A 25,561-nucleotide genomic window follows, 5' to 3' on the forward strand; every position below is an offset into this window, starting at 1 on the left:
CCCAATAAGAATTGATGAAGAATATTAAGCGAGTTGAATGATGAGTAAAAAATTCTTTCAAGGCGGACAACATTGGGTTTGGCTCAATGCAGGCGCGATCAGTATTTCGATATTGATGGTGGTCGGGCTTTTACTATTAATCGCCTATCGAGGTTTGATTCACTTCTGGCCAGCGGATGTGCAAACATTTACGCTCAATGTTAATGGCCAGCAGGAGCAGGTGTTGGGTGAAATCCATAGCCACGAAATAGACATGCTGGATGGTAAAGAACGCGAGCAATACCTAATCAAAATGGGTAATCGCGATATGTATGGCATTGACTTTCGTTGGTTAAATTTAGATAGCATTAAAGGTACTGAAGTCCATGAAGATGTGGTGGTGGTTGAGCGTCGTGAGTGGGGTAATGTATATGGTTTCGTCAAAACGGTAAATTATGACGGTAAAGTGCTCAAGGGTGATTTTGATGCGCTGGAGCAAGTTGTAGAACGTGCCACTGATTTGCATGAGCAGATTCGTGATATCGAAAGAGATGATATTGGTGGTATCAACTACGACATTGAGCAACTACGACTCGAAGAACGCCGTCTTGAAATTGATGGCAACCTGACAGAAGAGGCCAAAGCTGATATCGCGCGACGTAAGCAAGAGCGCCAACAGGCATTTTTGGATTATCAAGCGCAGCTTAATGATCTTTATGGTCAGATTCAGCGAGACAGCGCGGTTTTTGAATTAGTGGATGGGCGAACAATTAGCGTAACCGCCAATAATATGGTGCGAGCATTCCAGCCGAATAACATGGATGCGCTGGAGAAAACCGGTCATTACTTTGCCAAATTAGGCGAGTTCATTTTTGATGAGCCGCGCGAAGCTAACACTGAGGGTGGGGTGTTCCCAGCAATTTTCGGTACCGTCATGATGGTATTACTGATGTCAGTTATCGTTACGCCGTTGGGTGTCATCGCTGCCGTTTATATGCGCGAGTATGCCAAGCAAGGGCCTTTGACTCGCACCATTCGTATTGCCGTCAATAATCTGGCCGGTGTGCCATCGATTGTATACGGTGTGTTCGGTTTAGGCTTTTTTGTTTACTTCCTCGGTGGCTCGATTGATGACCTGTTTTACCCCGAAGTTAAACCTGCGCCCATGTTTGGGACACCCGGTTTGATCTGGGCCTCATTAACCTTAGCCTTGCTGACCTTGCCGGTAGTGATCGTTTCCACCGAAGAAGGCTTGTCACGAATCCCTAAATCAATTCGTGAAGGTAGCTTGGCGTTAGGAGCTACCAAATTCGAAACTCTTTGGAAAACCGTATTGCCGATGGCCAGTCCAGCCATGATGACAGGCTTGATCCTTGCGGTGGCGCGAGCAGCGGGTGAGGTGGCGCCTTTGATGTTGGTTGGCGTAGTGAAACTTGCTCCGACCTTGCCGCTGGATGGTAACGCACCGTTCCTGCATTTAGAACGTAAGTTTATGCACCTCGGCTTCCATATTTATGACGTTGGTTTCCAGAGTCCAAACGTCGAAGCAGCGCGTCCATTGGTTTATGCGACCGCTTTGTTGCTGGTACTGATTATTATTATTCTCAATATTGCAGCTATTAAAATCCGTAACAATTTGCGCGAAAAGTATAAAGCGCTAGAGCAGTAATGCTAGAGCAGTAATGCTAGAGCAGATACTCATACTTTTCGCAAATATAGGTGACAGACATGACTGAGCAGACACAAGACAGTACACAAAAGATGAATCAAGATGTTAAAACAGTTGCTGATAAAACGGTAAAACATTCTCCTTTGGCCAATGAAAAGATCGCCATTGAGGTGGAGAAACTCAACTTGTTTTATGGCGACAAGCAAGCGCTTTACGATATCGACCTGCACATCCCTGAAAAGAAAGTGACAGCATTTATTGGCCCATCCGGTTGCGGCAAATCGACTTTATTGCGCTGCTTTAATCGTATGAATGATTTAGTGGATATTGCACGCACTGAAGGGCAGATACGTCTTGATAACCAGAACGTCTATGGCCCTGGAGTTGATGTTGCTGAGCTACGTCGCAAAGTTGGTATGGTATTCCAGAAGCCCAATCCATTTCCTAAGTCGATTTATGAAAATGTCGCATACGGTTTGCGTTTGCAGGGTATTAATAAACGTCGTGTGCTGGATGAAGTGGTCGAGTGGGCATTGAAAGGTGCAGCATTGTGGGATGAAGTTAAAGACCGCTTGCAAGAAAATGCACTTGGTATGTCAGGCGGTCAGCAGCAGCGCTTGTGTATTGCACGCGCGATTGCTGTGCAGCCGGAAGTCTTGTTGCTGGATGAGCCTGCTTCGGCATTGGACCCCATTTCAACCTTGAAAATTGAAGAGCTGATTGCTGAGCTTAAAAATGATTACACTATTGTTATTGTAACGCACAATATGCAACAGGCCGCACGTGTTTCGGACTATACTGCCTTTATGTATATGGGTGACATGGTAGAGTTCGATAATACGGATAAGATTTTCACTAACCCATCGCAGAAGAAAACCGAAGACTATATTACTGGTCGTTATGGTTAATGTGCGGTGCTGATAATTGACGATAGATAAACGAGGTTAGTTATGATGGATACAGAACAGTTAGGAACGCATATCTCCAAACAGTTTAATACTGACTTGGAAAACTTGCGTGAAGAAGTGTTAGCAATGGGTGGTATTGTTGAAGAACAAATTACCTTAGCTCTGGACGCTTTCACTAATAATGATAGCGATATTGCTGATAAAGTTATTGCTAATGAGAAAATGGTTAATGCCAAAGAAATGAAAATTGATGAAGCATGCACCAAAGTATTAGCCAAGCGTCAACCAGCGGCGGGCGACTTGCGCTTGATTGTCACCATTTTGAAGACAATTACTGATCTGGAACGGATGGGTGATGAAGCAGAAAAAGTTGCTCGCATGGCCAAAGCGCTAGCGAACAAAGAGCTCGCTACGGCGCATGTTAAATTACATTATGGCGCTTTGTTGCATTTAGGCAATCACGTCAAAAAAATGTTGCATGATTCGCTGGATGCTTTTGCACGAATGGATGTCGAGTCGGCTATCAATGTGGCCAAGTTGGATAATCAGGCAGATGAAGAATACAATGCCATTTCGCGTCAGTTGATTACTTACATGATGGAAGAACCGCGTCGCATCTCTGAAGTATTAGACTTTATGTGGTCCGCGCGTGCGCTAGAGCGCATTGGTGATCACGCCAACAATATTTGCGAGTATGTTGTGTACTTGGTTCAGGGTGAAGATGTTCGTCATAAAAGCTGGGATGAGATGCAGCGTTTGGCAAAAGACGAATAGACGGATTATGCGTTGAGTAAAAAGAATAGCTGAAGACACAAAGGAAACGATATGAATGCAAAAGTTTTAATCCTCGAAGACGAACGCGATATCCGTGAAATGCTCGCCTTTTGCATGCAACAAGCTGGTTACGAGGTTGAGCAGGCAGCTACTGCTGAACGGGTCTTCGGCTTGTTAAAAGAAGGATTTATGCCCGACATTATGTTGGTGGATTGGATGCTCCCCGGTGCTTCTGGCGTAGAGCTAACCAAGAAGATGAAAAAAGATCAGGCCTATCAGGACGTACCTGTGATCATGTTAACCGCGCGTGGCGAAGAAGATGACCGAGTGCAGGGTTTGGAAGCTGGCGCTGATGACTATGTAGTGAAACCCTTTTCGCCTAGAGAGCTGTTAGCGCGGGTGCAAGCAGTGCTTCGTCGCAGTGGTCGTGGTGGCAATACTAGCGAACAAATCAGTCATGGCAATATCCAGCTAGACACCGCAGGCCATCGCGTGCAAATAAACGGTGAAGAAGTTCATCTGGGGCCAACTGAGTATAAAATTCTACACTTCTTTATGAGTCATCCTGAGCGAGTTTATTCTCGCGGACAGTTGCTTGATTCGGTGTGGGGGCAACAGGTAGTGGTTGAAGAGCGCACGGTGGATGTGCATATCCGTCGCTTAAGAAAAGCATTGCAAGAGTATAATGTAGAAAACTATGTGCAAACTGTGCGAGGATCAGGTTACCGTTTCTCGGCAAAATAATTAGACAATAGGCGCACTATCATCATGTGGACGAATCGTTACTGGCAAACTGAAGTATGGACTCTAGCCTTTATTATTCTGGTCGTTGGTCTGATTGGCTCATTGTTTGATCGTGCTGCCGCCTCTATTGCCGTTGTTATCTTCGCTTACTTATTTTGGAATTTGATTCAGCTGTCCCGCCTGTATAAATGGCTGGTCAAATCGCGCGCGCTTTACCCGCCTTCCGCCCCGGGAATCTGGGGCGAAATTTTTAATCACCTGTATGTGTTGCAACGTAAACACCGTAAAGAGCTTAAAAAACTGAAGGGTATTATTTCAGAGTTCAGAGCCTCTACCTCAGCCTTAAAAGACGGTGCCTTGATCATCAGTAATCAGGGAGAAATTCGCTGGTTTAATCGCGCTGCTGAACGATTGTTGGGACTCAAATCCAGCACCGATATTGGGCAGCGACTGTTTAACCTTTTGCGCCATCCTAGCTTTATCGAATACGAACAAACGCGCGATTACAATAAACCTTTAATCATCAATTCACCTGCTGACGAACGCTTGATTCTTAATATTCGGATTACACCTTATAACGATGATCAACGCTTGGTTATCATTCGCGATATCACTGAGAAGCAACATCTGGAAACCGTGCGCCAAGATTTTGTCGCCAACGTGTCGCATGAACTAAGAACACCGCTAACGGTGATTACCGGCTATCTGGAAATGCTTGATCCGGAAAATAATCCACAATTGGAATCAGTGGCAAAACCATTGCAAATGATGCACCAACAGGCCTTGAACATGGGGCATCTGGTGGATGACTTATTGTTGCTATCGAAACTTGATGCTAAAGCTGATGAGAATGGCAAGCAGCAGGTGGACATCAACTTAATGCTTGATAGTATTTGCGCGGAAGCGCGATCACTCAGCGGTGACAAAGAGCAAACCATTCTCTACCACTCGCATACTAACGCCAATCTTTTGGGCAGCGAAAAGCAATTGCGCAGTGCCTTCTCAAACCTGATATTTAACGCGGTCCGTTATACCCAGCCTAAAGGCCGAATCGACATCTTCTGGAAAGAAACCGATGCAACCCTGATGCTTGAAGTACAGGACAACGGCCCTGGCATCGCCGAAGAACACATCCCAAGACTAACCGAACGCTTCTACCGAGTCGACAGCGGACGTAATCGTTCACAAGGTGGAACAGGTCTAGGTCTTGCCATAGTCAAGCACGTCCTCGAAGGCCACAAGGGTAAACTCAAAATCGAAAGTCAAATAGGTAAAGGCAGCACCTTTAGTTGCGTATTCCAGAAATAAAAACTTAGTATCACTGTAGGTTGGATCAGGCCCAGCCTCCATCGGGGCAATCTACCTTATGTTAACTGAGCAACATGATGTATTTATAGGTTGGAGGTATCCAAAGGGGAGGCGAGCGAAGCCAGCTCCGTGATTGTAATCAATCAAGAAGTGTAAAAAATCTTGACACTTGCTCCGTTGGTTGGTACGTTTTTTATACGATAGTACGCTAAAAATTGCAAAAGCGTGGTATTAATGACTCTGTCTATGGCAACGATTCCATGTACCGAATCATTCAGACCAAAATCACTAAAATAAACTCTCAGACTAAAAGGAAATCTTGTAAACTTTATGCGCAACTTTTCCCTGAGAACACTTCTGACAGTGCCTTTCCTCCTGCTTTTCATTGGCGCAGTGGGCACAATTAGCTGGATTTCCTATCACAACGCGCAACAAGGTACCGAGCGCGCGGCACGATTGTTTGGTGCTGAACTTGGGGCGCGCATTGAGTCGTACTTGAAACAGTTTTTTGCCACCCCAGCCACTTTAGTCCAACTCAACCGGCAGCATGTGTTGCGCGAGCGTCCAGACCAGGGCAGTGTCCGCGATCTAGCACCGATGCTCTACGATCAAATACAGCAATTACCTTATCTAACTTTCATGACTGTGTCGTTTGTTGACGGGCGTTACATCGGTTCGACCCGCAACCCCGGTGGTGAGACGGCGGCACATCTGATCTGCAACATTGCCGATACTCCTCTGATGATTGCTCACTTTACAGCTAACCAACAAGGCCAATGCGGGCAGCGTACAACCGAACCAGAAAGCTACGATCCGCGTGAACGCCCCTTCATGATCATGGCTAGAGGTCGCCAACAAGCTTATTGGTATCCGGTTTATCGACATAGTACTTACAACAGTCTGGGTACAGGGATCGCGGCTCCGATCAGAGACGGTCAAGGAAAACTAATTGCCCTCGCTGCTGTGGATCTCTCGTTGGACCACATCGGCAAGTTTCTTCAATCACTGCCTGTTGGGGAGGGCGGCCTGGCCTTCGTCATCGAGCCTAGTGGCGCCATGGTGGCCAGCTCGACCCTGGAGCCGATCTACAATGGGGACCGTAACCGACTGCAGCGCATCACTATCGAGGATCACCCTGACGCACTTCTACGCGCCGCCGGTGGCAAGTTGAGTGAAGTGGAGGATAACCTTCAGGCTACTGTCGAGCATGAAGGCCACCGTTACCTGTTTGATCTGCGTCGCTTAAACGACCAGTACGGGTTGGAGCTTTTGGTCGGCGTGGTACTACCCGAACGCGCCTTCACTGCACCATTAGCTGATGGCGCCCGTCAGAGCTTGATCTTCACTTTGCTTGCAGTGGTGATTGGCACCGTTATCGGAATGATGCTGGCTCGGCGAATAGCTGCTCCTGTGGAGCGGATTAGTAGGCGTGCTGATCGAATAGCATTGGGTGAATTGGAGCAGCAACTCGAAAATGACAGCCCGATCCGTGAGGTCAATCAGCTCGGTCAGAGCTTTTCCAGAATGGCGGGTGAGTTACGGCGTTTAATCAATAATCTTGAAGCTCGCGTGGCCGAACGCACAGAAGCCCTGCAAAAGGCCAACGCCGAGCTGGAAGGGCTATCTATGCTTGATGGCCTAACTGGTATTGCTAATCGCCGGCGATTCGATGAGGTATTGGAGTCAGAATGGCAGCGTTGTCGGCGCGAGCAGACGCCACTGTCACTGGTGATCTGCGATATAGACCATTTTAAAGAATTCAACGACCACTTCGGTCACCAGTGTGGTGATGAGGCGCTGAAAGCTGTCGCTCGCTCCCTAGAAGCTAATCTGCATCGCCCAGCCGATCTAGCTGCGCGTTACGGTGGTGAGGAGTTCGCCTTGATCCTGCCTAATACCGAGCTAGACGGAGCATTCAAGGTGGCTGAGGCGGCTCGTGAAGCGATCCGTCAGCTTAACATTCAGCGCAAAGACCTGGACGGTCACGATCGCGTGACAATAAGTCTGGGAGTAGCGGTCGCCATTCCAGGTGCCGAGAATGAGCCAGATCAGCTGATCAACAAAGCCGATCAGCAGCTCTACCGTGCCAAAGCAGCTGGCCGCGATTGCACTATGGCCCAGCCAGCCGACTAGACGATACATTCAGATTACCAGATTAACCACATTGGCTCGCCCCTACCAAAATTATAGGGCATAAAAAAAGGGCGACCAATGGTCGCCCTTTTAAAGTAGATGTGAAGCTTATTGGTCGTACTTTTCGAAGACTAGGCAGGCGTTGGTGCCGCCGAAGCCGAAGCTGTTGCTGAGGACGCGTTTGATTTCGACGCTGTCTTCGCGTTTTTGAACGATTGGCATACCTGTGGCATCTTCGTCCAGTTGGGTGATGTTGGCAGAAGCAGCGATGAATTTGTCGCGCATCATGATTAAGCTATAGATGGCTTCGTGTACACCGGTTGCGCCTAGTGAGTGGCCGGCCAGTGATTTTGTTGAGCTGATTTTCGGTAGCTTGTCGCCAAATACTTCTTTGATCGCTTTCAATTCTGCTGTGTCGCCGACTGGAGTACTGGTGCCGTGGGTGTTGACGTAGTCGATGTCACCTTTAACGGTTGCTAATGCTTGTTGCATACAGCGCACGGCACCTTCGCCGGATGGAGCGACCATGTCGTAACCATCGGAGGTTGCGCCATAGCCAACTAACTCAGCGTAGATTTTTGCGCCACGTGCTTTGGCGTGTTCGTATTCTTCCATGACCAGAATGCCACCGCCGGATGAGATAACAAAGCCATCACGGGTTGCGTCATAAGGACGGGATGCGGTTTCTGGCGTATCGTTATATTTACTGGATAGCGCGCCCATTGCGTCAAACAATAGTGTTAAACGCCAATCTTCTTCTTCACCACCGCCAGCAAATACGATGTCCTGTTTGCCCATGGCGATTTGCTCAAACGCATTACCAATACAGTGTGCACTGGTCGCGCAAGCAGAAGTAATGCTGTAGTTGATGCCTTTGATTTTGAATGGGGTCGCTAGACAGGCTGAGGTAGTACTGCCCATGGTTTTAGGGACGGCATAAGGACCGACACGTTTTACACCGCGCTCCAGTGCAATATCCACCGATTCGACCTGGGTACCTTGTGAACCACCGCCAGAGCCGGTGATTAAGCCGGTGCGGACGTTGGAAACTTGCTCGTCGCTGAGATCTGCATCTTCGATGGCTTGTTGCATCGAGATATAGGCATAGCCCGCAGCGTCACCCATAAAGCGGACGATTTTACGATCAATGTGATCTTTAATGTCCATATCCGGCTTACCGGCAACATGGCTGCGCAAACCTTTTTCTTTATAGATTTCTTTGAATTTAATTCCGGACTTGCCTTGTTTTAATGACTCGGCAACTTCCTCAACATTGTTTCCTAAGCATGAAACGATGCCCATGCCTGTAATAACGACTCTTTTCATAATGTTCTACGATTATCTTTTAAGATCTGTTCGATACTGAGTTTTGGGTTAGAAGGATTCGACGCTGTCGAAAATCCCGACTTTTAAGTCTTCCGCAGTGTATATCTTCTTTCCATCTACAGAAACCGAACCGTCGGCAATAATCATTTTTAATTTGCGCTGAATCACACGTTTAACGTCAATACGATACATGACTTTCTTGGCCGCGGGTAGCACTTGACCAAAGAATTTAATTTCGCCGGAACCTAGCGCACGGCCTTTGCCGAGACAGCCAAGCCAAGATAAGAAGAAGCCAGTTAATTGCCACATGGCATCTACGCCCAGGCAACCGGGCATAACGGGATCGCCCTTAAAGTGGCAATCGAAAAACCAGGATTTGGGCGAGATATCGAGCTCTGCTTCGATAAAGCCTTTGCCAAATTCGCCACCTTCATTGGTGATCGTTGTGATACGGTCCATCATCAGCATATTGGGTAAAGGTAAAGGCGATAGTTTGTTGCCTTGAGGTCCTACCAATTCACCGTTGCCGCAGGCAATCAGGTCGTCGTAGGAGTATTGATTAGTTTGTAGCATGAAACACCTTATGTGATGGAATTTACTTGTTGACAGAATATGTCATTCGGTTGGCATTATGCCTGTTTATGAAGAGGATACTGGTATGACCTTACATGATAAGGGATAACCGATCATTGAATCGTTGATTGAAGTCATATAATGAGGGATGGGGTAGGGTAACTCATGAGCTGTCTATACACAGGGTTCAGAAATATTAGTGCAATCGCAGGTTGTTCCTACGGGATTGGTAGGGGCGGACCGGTGTGTCCGCCCGAAATAACCTCAACAAAAAGTGGGCCGAGGCATACCTTACTCAAACAATGATACTAAAAGCTCCAAACCACGCTGGCAGCAACGCTGCGACCGGGTTCTGCCAGTAATGGTAGTGTTGGATCATTAGCCGGATAGTTGGCGACATTGCTGTTGCGCCAGTAGGTCTTGTCGGTCAGATTGAATACTCCTAAGCTTAATTGCAGGTTATCAGCTAGAAACCAGCGAGTGATCCAGTCGTAGCTGGTATAGCCGGGTGCTGAGAAGAGCGGATTGTCACGGGCATCGAGCAAAGCTTTTTGTGACTTGCTAGCCGTTGCAACAAGGCGCGTTTCCCAGCTCATCGAGGTTGGCATATAGCTAAGCTCAACAATAGCCATCGGTGGGCGCACATCCGCAATCGGCTCGCCGGTGTTTTTGTCTTCACCACGAATATATTCCAATTTTACATCGGTCGAAATCGTATCGGTGAAATAGTGCTTCAGTCTAAACTCGCTACCTTCAATGATGACTTTATCGCGGTTAATGGATTGGAAGATCATGGTGCCTGCATCAAATCCGACAAAGGTGCGGCTTTGGATAAAGTCACTATAACGATTGTGGAACAGAGCGAACTCAGCTTGTGTGTCCGCGCCACGATAACGTAGCCCGGTTTCAAAGGTATAGCCTCGCTCGGATTTCAGGTCAGGGTTGGAAATGGCACGAATGTTAAACATCGGTATATCAAGACCAATATTAACGTCAGCAAAGGGTGGCGCGCGATGCCCACGAGCATATTGGCTGAACCATTCCATATCATTGCCAATCGGCATAAGTAAGCCAAGCTTGGGTAACCATGCGTCACTGGTCAAACTGGTTTTATTGGCATCCGGAAACTGGCTGTCGAATAGTAAATCATTTTTGGCTTTCAGTTCGTAGTGTTCATAACGTAAGCCAGGACTGATGACCAAGCCGTTGCTCCACAGTTCAATTTCATCATGCAGATAAACACCTAGCTCGCGCACGGTACTTTTTGGAAAATCGCGCAGTGGGAAAACTTCGCCGAGCACAATATTGGTCGTATCGTTGGTGTTGAGATTGGTTTGCGAAGCATTGCGCAGTTCAGTTAACTCAGTTTCGCTGAACTCGAAGCCGTAACCCAGGCGTTGCGTTAAATCACCATTAGTGATGCGTGTTTCGAGATCAGTGCCAAGACCTAAGGTTTTATGATCATAATTAAAGTGACGTACCAGACTGATGGGGGTTGGCGCGAGCAGACGTTCTTCGAAAGTAACCTGCTCTGTTTCGCTTTGCTGATGCCATAAGCGCCAGGTGCCCTGATCAACAAACCCAAGCTCGGTGAAATGATGATCGAGTAAGACGCGGGTTTGATCGCGACTATCATCACCTATCATCGAGGTGGTGTTGGCAAGACGGCCTGTGCCTAGCACAGCATTGATATCCGTAAGGCGTTCGTCTTCGAGGCCGTCAATGGTCAGGCGGAAACGTCCATAATCGGTATCCAAACCTGCGCGTATCATGCCTGCGTGCTGAGTTCTATTTTGTTCATCAGCGGTCGTTCCTGCTGGCAGGTTAGCGACATCCGCTTCATGACCGTATTGTTTTGCACCAGCGATGAGTAATGAAAAATCATCTTGCTCAAAGGCTGTTGCCAGCGCCAGGTTGTAGCGGTCACTGTCAGTGTTATAACCTGCCTTAAGCCAATTGGCCTGGCTTTCTCCGCGTAAAACATCCGAAGCATCCAGCAGGTTCATGGCGACTACGCCGCCGAGAGCTTTACTGCCATAGAGAGTTGATGCTGGGCCGCGTAATACTTCCACGCGACTGACTAAACCTAACTCAAATAAACCGCGCCCCGAGTTAGCGAAATTACCAACACTGTAATTATCGGCAATCGGTACATTATCCACTACAGTTACAGTACGGTTGCCGCCAATACCACGAATCCTGAAGCCACCATAACCAAAGCGGGTACTGCTGTCGTCCACTTCAATCCCAGGCTCGTAGCGCACCACATCGTCTATACTAAGCGCAATGTTACGCTCAATATAATCCTGATCCATGATGGTAACAGTGCCGGCCACTTGTGAAATATTGCGTGGCTGGCGGTGGGCGACAATGGTGATGACTTCAGCGTCATCACTTGCTTGAGCTGTCTCAGCCGGAGTCTCATTGTCATTAGCAGGATCATTTTGTGCTGCATATAGAGTGATTGGGGTGGTGGCTAATATTGAGCTTATGAAAGTGGTTAGATAAAGCTTACTGGTAGCTTTTTTCAATACTTCTCTGTTCATGAATTCTCGCTTACCCTGATGCGCGGGAGTTTTAGCTAATTCGAAAAAAAAGCCAGCTGATGAAACCCTTTTTATTACGAGATTTCAAGCAGCTAGCTTTGTCGACACTCTTAGTAAATTTCGTTACGAGTGTTGTAGTTGTTGAACTTGCCTGTTGGAGTCACGATTTTTGGTCCTTTGATGACATGTTTCAGTTTACGGGTTTTGTCATCGACAATGACAATCGCAGACTCTTCTTTCATACCGCTCCAGACCGAGAACCAGACTTCGTCACCAGCCTTGTTGTACTCAGGTTGCACGATACGTTTTGGACCGGGACCTAAGTCTGCCCATTCGGCAATTGGGAGTGTTTCAAAGCCAGCATCAAGGTTATTGATATTAAACACGGCCACTGACTGACTGACATTGGTATCAGGGTTCAATGGAGTATCCACCCACAAGTTATTTGATTTAGGGTGAGTTTTGATGAATAACGAACCACCGCCTTGACCTTCAAGAATACGCACCACTTTAAAGGCGTTATCTTTATGGTTTTCAGGGTCAGTTCCAATCAAGGTAATGTTAGCGTTACCGAGTGCGCTGGTTGCCCATACTGGACCATTTTCAGGGTCAATGAAGTTAGCACCACGGCCTGGGTGAGGAATACGCTCAACAGGAACTAGAGCTTCCAGTTCGCGGTCTTGCGCATCAACTACTGCAATGGTGTCATTTTCGTTGGCTGCAGTCAGGAAGTAACGCTGTGTGCTATCCCAGCCACCATCATGCAGGAATGGTGCCGCATCAATGGTAGTCACCTGCAAGTTATCAATGTCAGAGTAGTTGACCAGTTTGATTTGACCAGTTTCTTTGACGTTAACGATAAACTCAGGGTGTTTGTGCGAACCCACAATTGCCGCTACGCGTGGCTCAGGGTGATATTCCTGAGTGTCCACTGTCATGCCGCGAGTGGAAACAATTTTCTTAGGCTCCAGAGTTTCACCATCCATCAAAACATAGTGCGGAGGCCAGTAGGCACCGGCAATGGCAATCTTATCTTCGTAGCCTTTGTAGCGTGAGTTTTCAACGGAGCGAGCTTCCAGACCAATTTTGATGGTCGCAACCACGTCAGGTTTCTTCATATAGAGGTCAATCAGGTCAATTTTGCCATCACGACCAATCGTAGTGAAATAGCGACCTGAGCTTGAAGCGCGCGAAATATGTACCGCATAACCGGTTTTTACATAGTTCAGCACTTTCTTGCTTTTACCGTCGATAATCGCAACTTCGCCAGCGTCACGTAAAGTCACCGCGAACATATCATCAACATCATAGTTATGCTGTGGTTTCTTAGGACGATCTTCTGGTTTGACAACAACTTTCCAGCTGCCTTTCATTTCAGGCATGCCCCATTCTGGTGGCACTGGAGGTTCGTGTTGAATGAAACGGGCCATAAGGTCAATTTCTTTTTCGCTTAGTTCACCCGATGTTCCCCAGTTAGGCATACCGCGTGGCGAACCGAAATTGATTAAAGCCTTAAGATAATCAGTACCTTTTTGCTGGGTAATATCTGTCGTTAGCGGCAAACCTGTGGCACCTTTACGTAATACACCATGACAACCTGCACAGCGTTGGAAGTAAATCTTTTGTGCAGTTTCGAACTCTGCCTGGCTAATTGGAGGAGCACCAGGAGTGACGACCATTTTGCTGCCATCAACAGTCGATGGTGCGCCTTTATAGGCAACTTCAGCGGCTGTTGCTTCGGCATGCGGTTTGCCGGCTGAGCGATCACCAAGACCTGCACCAGAGCGCACTTCTTTGACGTCATCTTCGCTGACTTTGCCGAGTTTATTGCCCCATGAATTCAAAACATAGTTTGAAATGTTGGCAATATCTTCGTCTGACAAATGCTGCATAGGGGGCATGACAGCGTTGTATTTCTGCCCCTTAACCTCTAATGGGCCTGACTTACCTTTGAGAATAGTTTCGACCACATAATTTGGTGATAGATTGGGGTTATCGGCAAGAGGAGGAAAAGCGCCAGCTAGACCCTGTCCCGTAGGTTGATGACAGGCCTGACAATTTGCCTCATAAGCTTTTTTACCATCATCAGATGCCTGAGCTGTGTTGCTTGTAAAAAGCATAAGTGCTAACGCTGAACTGACAAGTGATAGCTTGACTGAGAGTGATTGGTTCATTGTGCCCTCCTTAGGACAATAATCTTCCTGATCCCACTGTTATTCTAGAGAATGTGCATCTGGTAACTCTGATCTAAATCAAACAACCCCCAACAATTCTATCCTATTGTTTTATATGGGGGCTTGACTTTTTATTGTGCAAAACTCGACGTTATGAACATGATCCATGTTATTAGGGTGCCATAAGATATAATGTTGTTCAAAATGTATACAGCTTTATTGTGAAATCAATCACTTATAGACCAAAAAGTGTCAGTCAAAAAGCTGTCATCAAAATGACATATCTCCTGTTTAATATAGCCAATAATCGCTGAAGGGTGAGTTTTAAGGAATGCAGAGGGTAGTGCTGTCGGTATTCATATTAAGACGATAAGCTGCCGGTAAATGTCATTAAAGCGTCATATTTAAGTCATATCCCTTTAATAAAACCTCAGCATAATGACCAGCGTTAGTTAATGAATGGTATCAAAAGCCCCCTTAGTGACTGATACCCAATAATAGTTAAGTTGGAGAAATGATATGAATTTATTTAAGAAAGTTGCTTTAGTAGCTGCAGTTTCAGCATTCTCTGCTGGCGTGGCGCAAGCTAAAGTTGATGAAAAGCTTCCTGTGTATGAAAAAACCAGCGGTGTTTCGGGCAACCTTTCCAGTGTGGGTTCCGATACCTTGGCTAATCTTATGACCCTCTGGGCGGAAGAGTTCAAACGTCAATATCCTAACGTCAACATTCAGATTCAAGCGGCGGGCTCTTCTACAGCGCCACCAGCATTGACTGAAGGTACCTCAAACATTGGTCCTATGAGCCGTTTGATGAAAGACAAGGAATTGGAGTCTTTCGAAAAGAAGCATGGCTATAAGCCAACAGCTATCGCGGTAGCGATTGATGCTTTAGCGGTTTATGTACACAAAGATAACCCAATTGAAGGAATGACCATTGCTGAAGTTGATGGCATCTTCTCTTCAACTCGTAAATGTGGTGGTGACGATATTTCTAACTGGTCAGGTTTAGGTTTGGCTGAGCTTGGTGATATGCAAATCTATGGTCGTAACTCAGTATCGGGAACTTACGGCTACTTCAAAAAACACGCATTGTGTAAAGGTGACTTCAAGAACAGCGTCAACGAGCAACCCGGTTCTGCATCCGTTGTTCAGTCGGTAGGTCTTTCTAAAAACGCTATCGGTTATTCCGGTTACGGCTACCGCACATCAAGTGTTAAAGCAGTGCCATTAGCGAAGAAAGCGGGCGATGAGTATTACGAAGCTAACGCTGAAAACGCGATTTCTGGCAAATACCCGCTAGGTCGTCAGTTAGTTGTTTACGTAAACAAGCACCCTAACAAGCCACTTTCGCCAATTGAATTAGAGTTCATGAAAATGGTACTTTCTAAAGTGGGGCAGGAAGTCGTAGTAAAAGACGGCTACATACCATTGCCAGCCAGTGTTGCTGAAAGAGAATTGCAAAAATTGATTAAGTAATAAAGTTACAACCCTGTAGTAAGTAACAATTTTAGCCGGCTCAATTGAGCCGGTTTTTTTGTTCTGTAACATTCCAACTGAGTTTAGTCATATTGTTTGGTGATGTTATAGTGATAATAAACCCAACATGGATTTTGATGTGTTAAACACTAACCCTTCAGTTTGTCATAAAGTACAAATGCCTTTTTTAGCCCAAAATAATATTGATCTAGAGATTAAACGCGATGATTTGATCCATCCGGTTGTGTCAGGTAATAAATGGCGAAAATTAAAATACCTTTTGATGGATGCGCAGGCTAAAGATTGCAAAACATTAGTCTCAATGGGAGGCAATTGGTCGAATCATTTGCATGCGCTGGCTTATGCTGGAAAAGAACTGGGTTTTAATACAGCAGCTTTTGTGCGAGCTCACGAAGGGCAACGATTAACGCCAACCCTGGAAGATTGTCGCCAATGGGGTATGGATTTGATCTTTACCAGCCGAGTGGATTATGCGCAGCTGCGACATAGTTTTCAGTGGAATCATTTTGCTGAACAATTTCCGCAAAGTTATTGGATCAGTGAAGGCGGTTTTAGTGAGTTAGCGATTAAAGGGGCTGAAGAAATTGGCCGGGAACTTGAGCAAGAGTATGACCATATTTTTGTCGGAACAGGTTCTGGGGCAACTTTAGTGGGGCTGGCTAAAGCTTGCCCTGAAAGTTTGGTAACAGGGGTTGCTTCTTTTTCTGGGGCTGAGTATCTGCATGCTCAGCTGGAGCCTTTTTTGAAGCCGCAGAGCAATTGGCGTATTGACTGTGAGCACCATTGCGGTGGCTTCGCCAAATCGAACTCAGAACTAGACTCATTGGTGGAAGAGTTCCATCATCATAATGATGTGCGGCTGGATAAGGTTTATAACGGTAAGTGCTTACTTGCGGTTAAAAGTGCTGTGGCTCAGGGGAGGATTAATCAGGGTAGTAAGGTTTTAATGATCCATACCGGCGGCTTGCAGGGAATGCGGTAGTTTCGGTTTTGGTAGGGGCAGCCCCTACCATTCGGTATTTTTCTAACGTGATAAGAAAATCCTAAACCTGATCCTTTTTCAATAAATCACGAATCTCAGTAAGTAATTCCTGCTCCACTGTCGGTTTAGGCGGCGCTGCTGGCTTTGCTTCTTCTTTTCTTGATAAGCGATTCATGGCTTTGATCATCATGAAAATGGCGAAAGCGACGATAATGAAGTCTATTGTGGACTGGATAAAGTTACCATAGTTGATGGTTACTGCGGCTTTTTCACCGACCGCTTCTTTTAAGGTGTAAGCCAAAGATGTAAAGTCCATTCCGCCTAACAGAACTCCAAGTGGTGGCATTAACACGTCGTTGACGAAGGAGCTGACGATTTTGCCGAATGCTACACCGATGATAATACCGACAGCCATATCGACCACATTGCCTTTCATGGCAAATTTTTTGAATTCATTGATCATTTTCATAAGTATGTTTCCCCTTTCATTCGTAGGATTATTCTTTAATTCCCGGTAACTCAATGAGTTACAGTAATGGTAATAGCACAACTTCTGGAATCTGGGAATTAATCTTTGCTCGAATCGCCTACTTTGTATGCTATTATCGGGCAAATTCGTCAGTCAATGAACGGGGTGGGCTATGCGTAGTGGACAAGAATGGATTGCGGAATATAGCGAAAGCCATCGTAATCCAACCAACAAATTATTGCACTGGATCTGCGTGCCAACCATTATGTGGACAGTTCTGGCGTTCCTGTGGGTAATTCCTGTGCCTGACGTGATGCAGGTCCATCCGCTGCTCAATTGGTCGGTGATTTTTGTCGCTGTGGCGCAATTGTTCTATATCAGTTTCGGTTGGAAAATTTTTAGCGGCATGTTGCTGGTTTCGATCTTGATGCTGTGGTTTACCCATTGGCTGGAAAGCGTGGTATCGATACCCTTGTGGCAAATCGCTTTAGTTGTCTTTATCATAGCCTGGATTGGTCAGTTCATCGGTCATCATATCGAAGGTAAAAAACCTTCATTTTTTAAAGACTTACTCTTTTTGTTAGTCGGCCCTGCTTGGGAAATGAATTATTTCTTGCGTCAAACTGGCTGGCTACGTTAATTAATATTGTTTGATTTTTAACCAATTTAAAGTTTGGGGATATTATAATGGCAGTAACAGAAACTACTGAGAAAGTAGCTCTTATTCAATCAGACGCTGTGACGTTTGGTTTAATAATGGCGGTTTTGGGGTTAATTTTTTATACCTCCAGCCGTGGACAAGGCTTCTGGCACAAATTTTATAAACACATTCCGGCATTATTGTTATGTTATTTCATACCGGGTGCCTTGAATACTTTGGGCTTTTTTGAGAAGTCCAGCGCAGACAATATTTACTATATCGCTTCTCGCTATCTACTACCTGCCAGTTTATTCCTCCTTACCTTAAGCATTGATTTTAAAAAGATTATAGGCCTTGGCTGGCGAGCTGTGGCGATGTTCTTCGCCGGTACTGTCGGTGTCATTATTGGTGGTCCTTTGGCGGTGTTATTATTTGCCTTTATCGCTCCTGAATGGGTAGGTATTACTGATCAGGTGGTGCCAAAAGGTGAGGAGATCTGGGCGGGATTAGCCACAGTTGCCGGCAGTTGGATTGGCGGTGGCGCAAATCAGGCCTCAATGCAGGTGTTGTATGAAGTGAGCGATACTTTATTTGGTACTATGGCTGTAATGGACGTATTGGTCGCTGAAATCTGGATGGTTGCCTTGTTGTTCATGATCAAAAAATCAGACTCAATTGATAAGTGGATGAAGGCTGATAACTCCAGCATTGAAGAGCTTAAAGTTACGGTTGAGAAATACACACGAGAAAATGAGCGTATCGCCAGCTTTGAAGATTATAAAATGATTCTTGGTCTTGCTTTTGCGGTTGTCGGCGTCGCTCACTTGGCCAGTATTTACTTTCCTACCTGGATTTTAGGTTCCGTGGAAAAGGGTAGCACAGCCTACACTGTATTCGACAATATTGGTTTTGGCAGCGCTTTCTTCTGGATCATTATTGTTAGTACAGCAATGGCGCTGATTCTGTCGCAAACCAGAATGCGTAAAATTGAACACGTTGGTTCAACCAAGATTGGTACTGTCTTTATCTATATTCTGGTAGCCAGTATTGGTATGAAGATGGATTTGACCAAGATCTTCGAACATTATCAGGTGTTCTTCATTGGTCTGGTCTGGATGATGATCCACATCATTATTCTGTTTGTGGTGGCTAAGCTGATTAAAGCGCCATATTTCTTTATCGCCGTCGGCAGTAAAGCGAATATTGGTGGTGCAGCATCTGCACCAGTGGTGGCAGCAGCCTTCCACCCATCATTAGCACCTGTTGGTGTATTGCTAGCGATTCTCGGCTATGCAGTCGGTTCTGTAGGTGCGATTGCAACCGCGATTATGATGAAAGCGGTGGTTGGAGGCTAATATACTTTAGCTTGAAACTACTTTTGATCGAGAGAGCCCCTCCAAGTGAGGGGCTTTTTTGTAGGGCGGAAAAAAAAGTTATTGAGGTAATCGAAATGACTTACGATTTCGGCAAAAAATTCTCTGCCAGCATGCAGCGGGTGCCGCCGCCGCCAACTCGTTCGATGGTTGGGATCGGGCAGGGCAATAGTTTGCCATGCTTTTCAAGTTTGGCTTTCTGTTCTTTAGTGAAACCTCGATAAGCATTGTCTGACATGACAATAATCTTGTCGCCTTTGCTGTTGTGGAGTTGCAATATGTTGCCGCAAAAACTCTTTTCAGTTTGCTCAAAGCTGATGTCGATGACTTCTTTTTTAGTCTTTGCAAAGGTGTCCAGTAGCAGTTGTTTCTGCTCTTCATCAGCTATTGAGTCCAGGCAAATCACCACAAAATGCTCTCCAACACTCATCATCACATTGGTGTGATAAAAAGGTTTGCCACTACTGCTTTGGCTGTTAAAGCTGATTGGGGTATAGCCTCGTAGTTGGCAGAAGTCTTCGAACAGCGCTTTATTGCAACGCTCTGAGATGGCAGCGTAGGCGATCTGATGACTGTGGTCGAAGATAATGCAGCCTGTGCCTTCCAGTATTTGTTGATGATTTTTGTCGACATGTTCCGTTTTGTTAACTTGATAACCGTTACGATTAAGCAAAAGGGTCAGCTCGTCAGGGCGGACTTCAGCGCGACGATTGGGCGTCTTCATGGGGTAGAGTGTTAATGTGCCGCTATTTGAGGTTGAGAACCAGTTATTGGGGAACACCGCATCAGGCAGGTCAGGCAACTCTTGGTGACTTTGAGCATGTTTATTTAGTAATAAAACCTCAATATGCTCGTCACGTAACAGGTTTACCATTTCATTGAATTCGCACAGAGCATCTTCACGAAGGTGTTCGTTTGGTTGTTGTGGCTTATTTTGAAATTCGTTATCGGCGCCGGTTTGCTCGTTAAAGGCAAAATCAGTCGGCGGTACCATGATGACAGAGCTGGTAGTGTGGGTTCGTTTGGTGGTCATGAGCAACGGGTTCTTTTGGGTGGTGTGTTAGCAAAGCAGCAAGATAAAAAAAAGGCTTGCAAGGTGCAAGCCATTTATTAGCAATCTGCGAAACATAAGGACCAAATGGGGGTAGGTATATATATTAATGCTCGCTCGCTAAACAAAGGAGTCAGTCAATGAAACTAAAACCAAGTTACCAACTTACAGGAGTTCCTCCCCTGTGGACTTAAACAATGCTAAGTCAAAAACTGTCTTCACAAAATTTTACAAAATGCATTAAAAAAATTTTACAAAGTGTTTGCCTTGAGCTACTAAGGTTTGTCAAAATAGTCGCATTCGATGCATATTTGACTTTGCAGAATCCTTTAAAAATAAAGGTTTTCTGAAGTAGCTCCTTGAGACAGGTCAAATATTAACCACTTGTTAGACCAGGTTCAAACGATATATTTTTATGCTTTATATAAAAAAAACTAATGCAAGGAGAGGCGATGTCTAGACGTTTACCACCGCTCAACAGTTTGCGAGCTTTTGAAGCGGCTGCGCGACACTTGAGTTTTACAAAAGCCGCAGAAGAATTATTTGTGACTCAGGCAGCAATTAGCCACCAAATCAAGGCCTTAGAGGACTTTTTGGGTGTGCAATTGTTTATCCGCAGAAATCGTAAGTTGCTTCTGACTGATGAAGGCCAGCTCTATTGGCCGAAGATTCGAGATATTTTCGAGAAGCTGGTTAATGCTACTGAACAGGTTAAAGCTCAAGGTGCGACCGGATCCTTGACGGTTTGTGTCATTCCAACCTTTGCCACTTTGTGGTTAATCCCTCGATTAGCAGAGTTTGGCGAGCTTCATCCTGAGATAGAAGTTCGTATTAAGGCATCTGATGTGGAAGTTGATTTTGTGCGAGAAGACATTGATATTGCCATTTATTACGGTAAAGGTGAGTATGACGGCCTATGCTGTGATGTCCTATTTGAAGAACACTTAACGCCAGTGTGTTCGCCAGACTTCCCGCATAAGAAGAATTTAAAGACTCCAGAAGATTTAAAGAACGTTACTTTATTGCATGATGCGACCACTGAAGAATGGCGCACCTGGCTAAAAAGTGCCGAAGTGACTGGAGTGAATCTGGATCATGGTCCAGTGTTCAGCCACTCTGGTATGGTACTTCAGGCCGCACGTCACGGTCAGGGTATCGCCATGGGCCATAGCGTCTTATCGCAAATGGATATCGAAACAGGCCGCCTTATCGCACCTTTTGATATCGTTGTGGATAGTGGTCATTCTTATGATCTGGTATGTCCTGAGAATTCCTATGATCGTCCTAAAGTCGTTGCTTTCCGGGAGTGGTTACTCTCGAAAGTAAATGAAGATATGGATGACGATGTGATTTTTTAATCTCAATATATGTTGCCCAAATGAAAAAGCCCCGGCATTTTGCCGGGGCTTTTTTTATCCTACCAGGTTACTCTTAGTCTCTTACCGTAAAGTAATCCTGAGTGCCGTGGGCTTCGATGGCTTCCCCGATTTTGCGCATGGCGTGGGTGTAAGCAGCGTTTCTCATGCTACGGCCTTCGTCTTGCGCTAGATCCCAGATGCGGTTGAAGCTTTCTGACATGATCTTTTCGAGTCGTTCATGGACTGTTGCCAGATCCCAGGCATAGCCTGAACGGTTTTGTACCCACTCAAAGTAGGATACGGTGACACCCCCGGCATTGGCTAGTACGTCCGGAATGACATGGATGCCTTTGTCATGCAATTTGTCGTCCACATCACTTATGACAGGCCCATTGGCAACTTCCACAATATATTTTGCTTTGATGTTGTCGATATTATGTCCGCCGATAACACCATCCAGTGCTGCTGGGATTAAAATATTCACATCAAGCTCTAGCAATTCTTCATTAGTGATGGCTGTATGCTCGACCTGCTCACAAACGGAGTGGGTACAGTAAACCGCTTTAACTTGTCTGGTTGCTTGCTTTTCTTTGTAGATACTAGGTACGTCAAAACCATTGCTGGAATAGATTCCACCTTTTGAGTCGCTGATGGCGACAATTTTGTAGCCGCGTTCGTGCAACAGGCGTGCAGCGTGATAACCGCCGTTGCCAAAACCTTGCACCGCAACCGTAATCTCTTCAGGCTTCCAGTTATGTTTTTTCTCAAGCTCTAAAATGCACAGATAAGCGCCGCGACCAGTCGCATCATCGCGACCGACACTTCCGCCCAGGCTTAAGGGTTTGCCGGTAATCACGCCTGGTGCTTTTTTGCGGGTGATGTATTCGTACTCATCCATCATCCAACCCATAATACGCTCATTGGTATAGACGTCTGGAGCAGGAATATCGCGGTCTGGACTAATCACATCTGCCATTTGGCGAACATAAGAACGCGACAGGCGCTCAAGTTCCATACGTGATAGCTGTTTCGGGTCAACAGTAATACCGCCTTTGCCGCCACCATAAGGCAAGCCAACCACTGCACACTTGATGGTCATCCACAAAGCCAACGCTTGAACTTCTTCCAGATTGACATCGGGGTGATAGCGGATGCCGCCCTTGGTAGGGCCGAGCGCATTATTATAACGGCAACGGTAAGCGGTGAAATATTGCGTGGAGCCGTTGTCCATACGGACAGGTAGAGAAGCAACCATGGTGCGCATAGGGTGCATTAAGGCTTCGATAACCTCATGATTGACACCGGCACTTTCACCGATACGACGGACACGAGTAATCGCATCTTGATAGACTTGATCAGACATTGAAAATCCTATGTTGGTAGTAATCTAGAGTTGAATTCCGTAAGTCTGGAGGTTATAGCACGTCAGAAAAGTGATGTGAAATTCGATTCGTAAAAATCAGGAGTGGTCGGAGCTATCATTTTTGGTTATAAAGAAGCATAAACTCTCAATAGGGGCACTTATGAGCAACCACAATCATTCCGCATTCCAGCATAAGACGGTATGGGTAACCGGGGCCTCTTCAGGGATAGGAGAAGGACTTGCTTATACGCTCGCTAAAAAGGGGGCGCGTGTTATTTTATCGGCACGCCGACTGGATGAACTGGAGCGGGTCAAAGTCAATTGCGAGCATTCTGAGCGGCATCACTGCGTTGAGCTTGATTTGGCACATAGTGATCGATTTAAATCTTTAGTCGAGCAGGTGATCAATGAATACGGCCCGATCGATATCTTGATTAATAATGCTGGCTTGAGTCAGCGTTCAAAGGTGCTGGAAACTAAGCTGGCGGTTCACCGTCAATTAATGGAGATTAATTATTTTGGTACGGTACAGCTTACACAGTGCTTGTTACCTCATCTGTTAGAGAGACAGCAGGGTGGGGTGATCACGGTAAGCTCGCTGGTGGGTAAGTTCACCACGCCACAACGTTCGGCTTACGCTGCATCCAAACATGCAATTACGGCTTACATGGACAGTCTACGTGCTGAGCCACATGGGCAAGGGGTACAGTTCACGACGATATATCCCGGTTTCATCAAGACCAACTTAACCTACAAAGCGCTATTGGCAGACGGTTCTGAGCAGAACAAAATGGACGATGCGCAGGCTCATGGTATGAGCCCTGAAGTATGCGCCGAGAAAATTTTAAAAGCCTGGCAGAAAGGGAGGGCAGAAGCTTACGTCGGCGGCAAAGAAACCTATGGTATTTACCTCAAGCGTTTCTTCCCGAGGTTGTTTGCACGAATTGTGAGAACAGCGAAAGTCACTTAAACGAGTTCGGTCGTTCGGCCATAGTCAGATGTGGATATGGCCTTTTTGATTAACTTTGCCGTTGACCAGGATCTGATCCGCTTGTTCAATCATTTGCAAAGCAGTCACCATGTCCGATACCTCAGCAACAAAAGCTCCAATCGTGATGCTAATTTCAATTGCTTGTCCGTCTTTGGTAATAACAGGATTTTCGACAATTGATTTATGAATTCTTTTGAGTAACTGCGTTGCATTCTTTTTATCAGAAACCTCAGCTGCCACAATAAACTCATCACCGCCATAACGCCCTAATAAATCAAAGTCACGTAAAGAAGCGCGAGTTCGATTAACGACTTCCTGCAGGACCAGATCACCGACTAGATGGTTAAACTCATCATTGATTTGTTTAAAGTTATCAATATCAACCAAAGCCACTACAAGCGATTGGCCTGTGCGATGGATGCGATGAATTTCTTCTGCTAATCGTTGTTCGAAAGAAGACCGTCTCAGGCAATTGGTTAAATAGTCATAGGTTGCGTGCCGGTAATAGAGCCAATGCTTATGGATTAAAATAAAGGTGATGGCGATAAAAACGATGATTAAAAATATCGGTGATAGTAGTCCGGCAATACCGCTAACAAATAGTGGCAATAATTGTTGATCGATAGCAAAGTCGATAACCGCGGTAATGATATAAAGCGCTAACACCTGGCTCATCAAGCTGGCGTAGGGCATTTTTTGGCGATTAGCTTGATAGAAAATATAAAAATAAAAAGGCACAAGGATCAGCACACTCATCAACTGGATTGCCAGCAGGATATGATAAATCCAGTCAATCGGTAAAACTGTCACGCTGACAATCCCCATCAGAAGTGTTAAAGCCAGCACGCCTTTTATGAGCCAAGGAATTGATTGTTTAAAAAAGTAAGAAACGAATAAAAAGAAATTCACGGTCAGTATCGAAAATAGCAGAATATTGATACGGAAAATGCTAGTTAAATTTATGCCAGAGTCGAGTACTGATTGTGAGTAAGTTAATAAGTAAAGGGACTCAAAAATACAGAGTACCGCAAACAGCAAATTCTCGCGATGCTCAGGCTGTGCCAGGTAATAAAAAATTTGTACCGCGGCGATCAAAAGAATCATACCGATGAAAATCATCAGTAAAGCTTCTTGGGTTGCCGTAATCTGATAGATATTGTGTACGCTATCGATTATGGGTGCGCTGACACTGATACCACCCGGACGGGCATGGTTATAGACTTTAATGATCAGCTCATTGCTCTGTTCATAGTTGAGAATATTCGAGGGGATGGGGTACAGTCGCTGGTAAAGAGTTGCCTTTTCAAACTTAGGTGCGAACTGTCCCGTTTGACCGATCAGGTGGCCATTAATAAAGAGTTTGTCAGCATCACGAATCTGTCGAATGTAAATGGCTAAAGGTAGATGCTGAAATTTATCAGAAATGGTAAAAGTGGCTCGATAAAATGCTAAACCATCAAACTCTGGGAATGTTTGTTCAATAGGACCGGGGACACTGACAGAGCTACAGTCGTAGCGATTATTTTCTGGCGTGGTATAGCGACATACCTGCCAATCGCCGTCAAGGTCGGCAGGCAGTTGTTCAACCGAAAACTCCTTGGCAGCACTCAGTGAACATGAAAACAACAATAGAAAAATAAACCGCAACAAAAGCCCCTCCTCATTGAGCTAATACCATCAATTCCTTCGACTAAAACTGGGTT

General features: G+C 45.7%; 20 protein-coding genes. 12 read left to right on the plus strand and 8 right to left on the minus strand.

What is annotated here, in order from left to right; translation table 11 throughout:
- The first annotated feature begins 40 nt into the window (after positions 1-40).
- The 6 genes from pstA (at position 41) to ACN0VI_RS04390 (ending at position 7,515) form a co-directional block, all read left to right on the plus strand.
- Complete coding sequence (gene pstA, locus ACN0VI_RS04365) at positions 41-1,648, plus strand: phosphate ABC transporter permease PstA (protein WP_417446570.1); 1,608 nt, start codon at positions 41-43, stop codon at positions 1,646-1,648.
- Between the two features lie 92 nt (positions 1,649-1,740).
- Complete coding sequence (gene pstB / locus ACN0VI_RS04370; RefSeq protein ID WP_417446571.1) at positions 1,741-2,556, plus strand: phosphate ABC transporter ATP-binding protein PstB; 816 nt, start codon at positions 1,741-1,743, stop codon at positions 2,554-2,556.
- Between the two features lie 42 nt (positions 2,557-2,598).
- Positions 2,599-3,330 (plus strand): phosphate signaling complex protein PhoU, encoded by a 732-nt coding sequence (gene phoU / locus ACN0VI_RS04375; RefSeq protein ID WP_331890660.1) that lies wholly within the window; start codon positions 2,599-2,601, stop codon positions 3,328-3,330.
- Positions 3,331-3,381: 51 nt separating this feature from the next.
- A complete protein-coding gene (gene phoB, locus ACN0VI_RS04380; protein ID WP_417445899.1) occupies positions 3,382-4,074 on the plus strand; it encodes a phosphate regulon transcriptional regulator PhoB in 693 nt (230 codons plus the stop codon).
- 24 nt (positions 4,075-4,098) lie between these two features.
- Positions 4,099-5,382 (plus strand): phosphate regulon sensor histidine kinase PhoR, encoded by a 1,284-nt coding sequence (gene phoR, locus ACN0VI_RS04385; RefSeq protein WP_417445900.1) that lies wholly within the window; start codon positions 4,099-4,101, stop codon positions 5,380-5,382.
- Positions 5,383-6,441: 1,059 nt separating this feature from the next.
- Positions 6,442-7,515, plus strand: coding sequence for a diguanylate cyclase (locus ACN0VI_RS04390; RefSeq protein ID WP_417445901.1), 1,074 nt, complete (start codon positions 6,442-6,444; stop codon positions 7,513-7,515).
- 108 nt (positions 7,516-7,623) lie between these two features.
- Here ACN0VI_RS04390 and fabB read toward each other — a convergent pair whose 3' ends face one another.
- From fabB to ACN0VI_RS04410, 4 genes are all read right to left on the minus strand, one after another.
- A complete protein-coding gene (gene fabB / locus ACN0VI_RS04395; protein WP_417445902.1) occupies positions 7,624-8,841 on the minus strand; it encodes a beta-ketoacyl-ACP synthase I in 1,218 nt (405 codons plus the stop codon).
- 48 nt (positions 8,842-8,889) lie between these two features.
- On the minus strand, positions 8,890-9,414 hold the full coding sequence (fabA, locus tag ACN0VI_RS04400; protein WP_331890656.1) for a bifunctional 3-hydroxydecanoyl-ACP dehydratase/trans-2-decenoyl-ACP isomerase: 525 nt from the start codon (positions 9,412-9,414) through the stop codon (positions 8,890-8,892).
- A gap of 308 nt (positions 9,415-9,722) precedes the next feature.
- Positions 9,723-11,960 carry a TonB-dependent receptor domain-containing protein gene (locus ACN0VI_RS04405; protein ID WP_417445903.1) on the minus strand — a complete coding sequence of 746 codons (2,238 nt, stop codon included), beginning with the start codon at positions 11,958-11,960 and terminating at the stop codon, positions 9,723-9,725.
- Positions 11,961-12,070: 110 nt separating this feature from the next.
- On the minus strand, positions 12,071-14,134 hold the full coding sequence (locus ACN0VI_RS04410) for a cytochrome D1 domain-containing protein (RefSeq protein WP_331890654.1): 2,064 nt from the start codon (positions 14,132-14,134) through the stop codon (positions 12,071-12,073).
- Between the two features lie 519 nt (positions 14,135-14,653).
- On the opposite strand from ACN0VI_RS04410, the gene ACN0VI_RS04415 reads away from it, so the two are divergent.
- Positions 14,654-15,610 (plus strand): PstS family phosphate ABC transporter substrate-binding protein, encoded by a 957-nt coding sequence (locus ACN0VI_RS04415; RefSeq protein ID WP_417445904.1) that lies wholly within the window; start codon positions 14,654-14,656, stop codon positions 15,608-15,610.
- Positions 15,611-15,749: 139 nt separating this feature from the next.
- Complete coding sequence (locus tag ACN0VI_RS04420) at positions 15,750-16,613, plus strand: 1-aminocyclopropane-1-carboxylate deaminase/D-cysteine desulfhydrase (protein WP_417445905.1); 864 nt, start codon at positions 15,750-15,752, stop codon at positions 16,611-16,613.
- A gap of 61 nt (positions 16,614-16,674) precedes the next feature.
- Here ACN0VI_RS04420 and mscL read toward each other — a convergent pair whose 3' ends face one another.
- Entirely contained in the window at positions 16,675-17,082 is a 408-nt protein-coding gene (gene mscL, locus ACN0VI_RS04425) for a large-conductance mechanosensitive channel protein MscL (protein ID WP_417445906.1), read from the minus strand.
- A gap of 172 nt (positions 17,083-17,254) precedes the next feature.
- Here mscL and ACN0VI_RS04430 point away from each other — a divergent pair, with 172 nt between their 5' ends.
- Together ACN0VI_RS04430 and ACN0VI_RS04435 are read left to right on the plus strand one after the other, a co-directional pair.
- Entirely contained in the window at positions 17,255-17,722 is a 468-nt protein-coding gene (locus ACN0VI_RS04430) for a DUF962 domain-containing protein (RefSeq protein ID WP_417445907.1), read from the plus strand.
- 47 nt (positions 17,723-17,769) lie between these two features.
- Positions 17,770-19,077, plus strand: coding sequence for a DUF819 domain-containing protein (locus ACN0VI_RS04435; protein WP_417445908.1), 1,308 nt, complete (start codon positions 17,770-17,772; stop codon positions 19,075-19,077).
- 100 nt (positions 19,078-19,177) lie between these two features.
- Here ACN0VI_RS04435 and ctlX read toward each other — a convergent pair whose 3' ends face one another.
- On the minus strand, positions 19,178-20,128 hold the full coding sequence (gene ctlX / locus ACN0VI_RS04440; RefSeq protein WP_417445909.1) for a citrulline utilization hydrolase CtlX: 951 nt from the start codon (positions 20,126-20,128) through the stop codon (positions 19,178-19,180).
- A 470-nt stretch (positions 20,129-20,598) separates the two neighbouring features.
- Between ctlX and ACN0VI_RS04445 the strand changes: the two genes are divergently transcribed.
- A complete protein-coding gene (locus ACN0VI_RS04445; protein ID WP_331889858.1) occupies positions 20,599-21,504 on the plus strand; it encodes a transcriptional regulator GcvA in 906 nt (301 codons plus the stop codon).
- Positions 21,505-21,577: 73 nt separating this feature from the next.
- Here the strand turns inward: ACN0VI_RS04445 and ACN0VI_RS04450 are convergent, their stop codons facing one another.
- Entirely contained in the window at positions 21,578-22,867 is a 1,290-nt protein-coding gene (locus tag ACN0VI_RS04450; RefSeq protein WP_331889860.1) for a Glu/Leu/Phe/Val dehydrogenase, read from the minus strand.
- A gap of 160 nt (positions 22,868-23,027) precedes the next feature.
- On the opposite strand from ACN0VI_RS04450, the gene ACN0VI_RS04455 reads away from it, so the two are divergent.
- Entirely contained in the window at positions 23,028-23,837 is an 810-nt protein-coding gene (locus tag ACN0VI_RS04455; protein WP_417445910.1) for an SDR family oxidoreductase, read from the plus strand.
- Between the two features lie 24 nt (positions 23,838-23,861).
- On the opposite strand, the gene ACN0VI_RS04460 is transcribed toward ACN0VI_RS04455, so the two are convergent.
- Positions 23,862-25,505, minus strand: coding sequence for a diguanylate cyclase (locus tag ACN0VI_RS04460; protein ID WP_417445911.1), 1,644 nt, complete (start codon positions 25,503-25,505; stop codon positions 23,862-23,864).
- Between the last annotated feature and the right edge of the window lie 56 nt (positions 25,506-25,561).

It is taken from the genome of Kangiella sp. (genome assembly GCF_048265365.1).
GTDB lineage: Bacteria > Pseudomonadota > Gammaproteobacteria > Enterobacterales > Kangiellaceae > Kangiella.